The following is a 3,780-nucleotide window of genomic DNA, read 5'->3' on the forward strand; positions in this document are numbered from 1 at the left end:
TGAAATATCTGCTGGCAGCGGTGGAGTGCGGAAGCCTCGGCAAGGCCGCCGCACAGCTCGGCGTGGCCACGTCCGCACTCAGCCAGCAGATCAGCCGGCTCGAAAGCGAGCTGTCCACACGCATCCTGGTGCGCAGCGCGTCCGGCGTGACGCCCACGGAGGCGGGGGCGCTTTTCTGCCAGCATGCGACGCTCGCGCTGAGGCATCTTGATTCCGCGGTGCAGGCGGCGCAAGGCGCGCGGCTGTCGGGCCTCGTCTCGCTCGGCCTCGCGCCGACGACGTCCTCGGTGCTGGCGCTGCCGCTCATACAGGCGATGAAACGGCGTTACCCGCATATCCGCCTGCAGCTGGTAGAGGGCATGTCCGGGCACCTGTCTGCCATGCTCAAGTCCCGCCAGATCGATCTTGCGATCCTGTTCAACCCGGAGACGGGCTTTCCCATCCGCGACGTGATGCCTCTCCTGGATGAAACCCTGTTCCTGATCGGACGCAGCGAGGTGTTGCAGCAAGCAGGCATCGAGCCCGGCACCGAGCAGCTGTCACTCGAACAGGTGGTCGCGCTGCCGCTTATCCAGCCCAGCAAGGGGCATGGATTGCGGGACAGTCTGGACCGTGCGTTTGCCAATGCCGGGTCCAGCCCGAACGTCCAGATGGAGATCGACTCGCTTGCGGTCATCATGGATGTCGTTTCGGCAGGTCTCGGCGCCACGATCCAGCCCGGCGCCGCACTCACGCGCGACGCGACGAGGAAGCTCGCGGTCATCCCCATTGCTATGGAAGAAGTCCGCCGCAGCAACCTGCTGGTGAGCCTGCCCGACCATGAGCTGTCACCGGCGACCCTGGTTCTCAGGGCACAGCTTCGCAAGGTGGTGGCGAAACTGGTCAGGGACGGCCGCTGGCTTGGCGCGAAGCTTCACGAAAGCGAATAGCCCGCTTCATACGCGGCTCAGATGGCGGAAGGCCGCTGCCGCCTCGCGAATAGCGCACGGGAAGATCCCCCGTTACTTGCCAAGCCCGAAAGCGATGCGAATCCAATGAAGCCGCCGTCTGAGGAGGCGCGAGGGGAATTAAGTCTTCACGAAATCTGAAGAGGTGTTCACGAGCCGACGATGGTCGGACCTGCCGGATTTCCCTAGAGGTGAGGGAAAGACACGTCTTCAGGGAGTTCACATGTCGATCGATGTGCTGGTCATCGGCGGAGGCAACGCGGCACTCTGCGCTGCCCTTACGGCAAGGGAGGCCGGCGCTTCCGTTCTGATGCTCGAGGCAGCCCCCAGGGAGTGGCGTGGCGGAAATTCGCAGCACACCAGAAACCTGCGCTGCATGCACGACGGTCCGCAGGATGTGCTGGTGGACGCCTATCCGGAAGAGGAGTTCTGGCAGGACTTGCTGAAGGTCACGGGCGGCAGGACCAATGAGGAACTGGCGCGCCTCGTCATCCGGACGACCGCCACCTGCCGCGACTGGATGCGCAAGCATGGCGTGCGGTTCCAGCCGGCCATGGCGGGTACGCTGCACGTCGCGCGCACCAATGCGTTCTTCATGGGCGGCGGCAAGGCACTGGTGAATGCCTACTATCGCAGCGCGGAGCGGCTCGGCGTCAAAGTGCGCTACGAGACCCCGGTGAAGGAACTGGTTCTCGACGGCGACCGCTTCGTCGCGGCCATCACCGTGTCTGGCGAGCGCATAGAGGCCAGGTCGGCGGTGCTGGCCGCCGGGGGCTTCGAGTCCAACCGCGAATGGCTTCGCGAGGCCTGGGGGCAGAACGAGAGGGGCGAGTGGCCGGCCGAGAACTTCCTGATCCGAGGCACCCGCTTCAACCAGGGTGTGCTGCTCAAGTTCATGATGGACCAGGGCGCGGACATCATCGGCGACCCGTCGCAGGGCCACTGCGTGGCCATCGACGCGCGTGCGCCTCTCTATGACGGCGGCATCTGTACCCGCATCGACTGCGTGCCGCTCGGCGTGGTGGTGAATCGCAATGGCGAGCGCTTCTACGACGAGGGCGAGGACTTCTGGCCCAAGCGCTACGCCATCTGGGGTCTGCTGGTTGCAGGGCAGCCCGGGCAGATTGCCTATTCCATCATTGATCAGAAGGTGATCGGCCGCTTCATGCCGCCGGTGTTCCCTGGAATCGTGGCGAACACGCTACCGGAGCTCGCCGAGAAGATCGGCGTGCCGGTGGACATGTTCATGCGGACGCTCAACGCCTACAACGCGGCCTGCCAGCCTGGGACGTTCGACCACACGATCCAGGACGACTGCCGCACGGAAGGTCTTGCGCCGCCCAAGACCCACTGGGCGCGGCCGATCGACAAGCCGCCGTTCTATGCCTACGCGGTGCGGCCGGGCATTACCTTCACCTACCTGTCGCTAAAGACCGACCGCACGGCCGCCGTGCGCTTCGGCGACCGCCCGAGCCCGAACCTGTTTGTGGCGGGCGAGATGATGGCGGGAAACGTGCTCGGCAAGGGCTATACGGCCGGTGTCGGCATGTCGATCGGCACCACGTTCGGCCGGATTGCCGGATCGGGCGCTGCTGCCGTCGCTCTCAAGAATTCCTAATCGGGGGTGCCATCCATGACTGCTTATGAAAACGCGGCTCCGATCGTTGCCCGGAGCACTCCGATCCCGGAGGCGGGCGCTCCGGAAGCCGACGCCAATGTTGCCGAGGTGGATCGCATCCTGCACATCTGCAACGCCTGCCGGTATTGCGAAAGCTATTGCGCGGTATTCTCGGCCATGACCCGCAGGCTGGATTTCAACCTGGCGGACGCGCACTATCTGGCGAACCTGTGCCACAACTGCTCGGCCTGCCTCTATGCCTGCCAGTACGCTCCGCCGCACGAGTTCGGCGTGAACCTGCCCAAGGCGCTGGCCCGCGTCCGCCGCGACACGTATATCGAATATGCGTTCCCGAGAGCCTTTGGCGAGCTCTACCGCCGCAACGGCCTGGCGGTCGCAATGGCGGTGAGCTTCGGAATAGCGCTCTTCCTCATTGCTGGTATCGCGACCCAGGGCCGGTTGTTCATTCCGGGCCTCGGCGCTGACTTCTATGCCGTGTTCCCGCACAATACGCTGGCGCTTCTGTTCGGCGCCACGGCTGCCTGGGCGCTGATCGCGCTTTGTGTCGGTCTCGTCCGCTTCTGGCGACAGGTGTCCGCCCCGGATGAATCGCTTGCCAATCCGGCGGCGATCGGCGAGGCGACGACATCTGTGCTGACGCTCAAATATCTGGACGGCGGCCATGGCGATGGCTGCAACAACGAGGACGACGCCTTCACCCTGTGGCGCCGGCGCTTCCATCACCTGACCTTCTACGGCTTCATGCTTTGCTTCGCATCGACCTCGGTGGCGACGCTCTATCATTATGTGTGGGGCCTCGAGGCGCCGTATCCGCTGTTCAGTCTGCCGGTCGTGCTCGGCACCCTGGGCGGCCTTGGACTGATCGCGGGGCCGGCCGGGCTGTTCTGGATGAACCTGCGCCGCAACGACCTTCAGATCGACGAGCGGCAGAAATCCATGGACCGGGGTTTCATCGCGCTGCTCTTCTTCATCAGCCTCACGGGTCTTGCCCTGCTGGCGCTGCGCGAGACGGTCGCAATGCCGTTTCTGCTCGCCCTTCACCTAGGGTTCGTGATGGGCTTCTTCCTCACGATCCCCTACGGCAAGTTCGCCCATGGCTTCTACCGCACCGCTGCGCTCCTGAAGCACGCGATCGAGAAGCGGATGCCGAACCCGATCCAGGCAGGATCCGACTGACAGACGTGGCGCCGCCCC

The 3,780-nt window shown here is 64.7% G+C and carries 3 protein-coding genes; all 3 read left to right on the forward strand.

Features of this window, described 5'->3' with window-relative positions:
* The coding region (locus tag ABD906_RS09930) for a LysR family transcriptional regulator (RefSeq protein WP_345099264.1) at positions 1-929 on the forward strand (929 nt) is incomplete at its 5' end.
* A gap of 241 nt (positions 930-1,170) precedes the next feature.
* The gene (tcuA, locus tag ABD906_RS09935) at positions 1,171-2,565 is read left to right on the forward strand and encodes an FAD-dependent tricarballylate dehydrogenase TcuA (RefSeq protein WP_345099265.1); all 1,395 of its coding nucleotides are present in this window, start codon (positions 1,171-1,173) and stop codon (positions 2,563-2,565) included.
* Positions 2,566-2,580: 15 nt separating this feature from the next.
* Positions 2,581-3,762 (forward strand): tricarballylate utilization 4Fe-4S protein TcuB, encoded by a 1,182-nt coding sequence (tcuB, locus tag ABD906_RS09940; protein ID WP_345099266.1) that lies wholly within the window; start codon positions 2,581-2,583, stop codon positions 3,760-3,762.
* Positions 3,763-3,780: the final 18 nt, after the last annotated feature.

Origin of the sequence: Chelativorans composti (assembly GCF_039541695.1) — a bacterium.
GTDB classification, from domain to species: domain Bacteria; phylum Pseudomonadota; class Alphaproteobacteria; order Rhizobiales; family Rhizobiaceae; genus Chelativorans; species Chelativorans composti.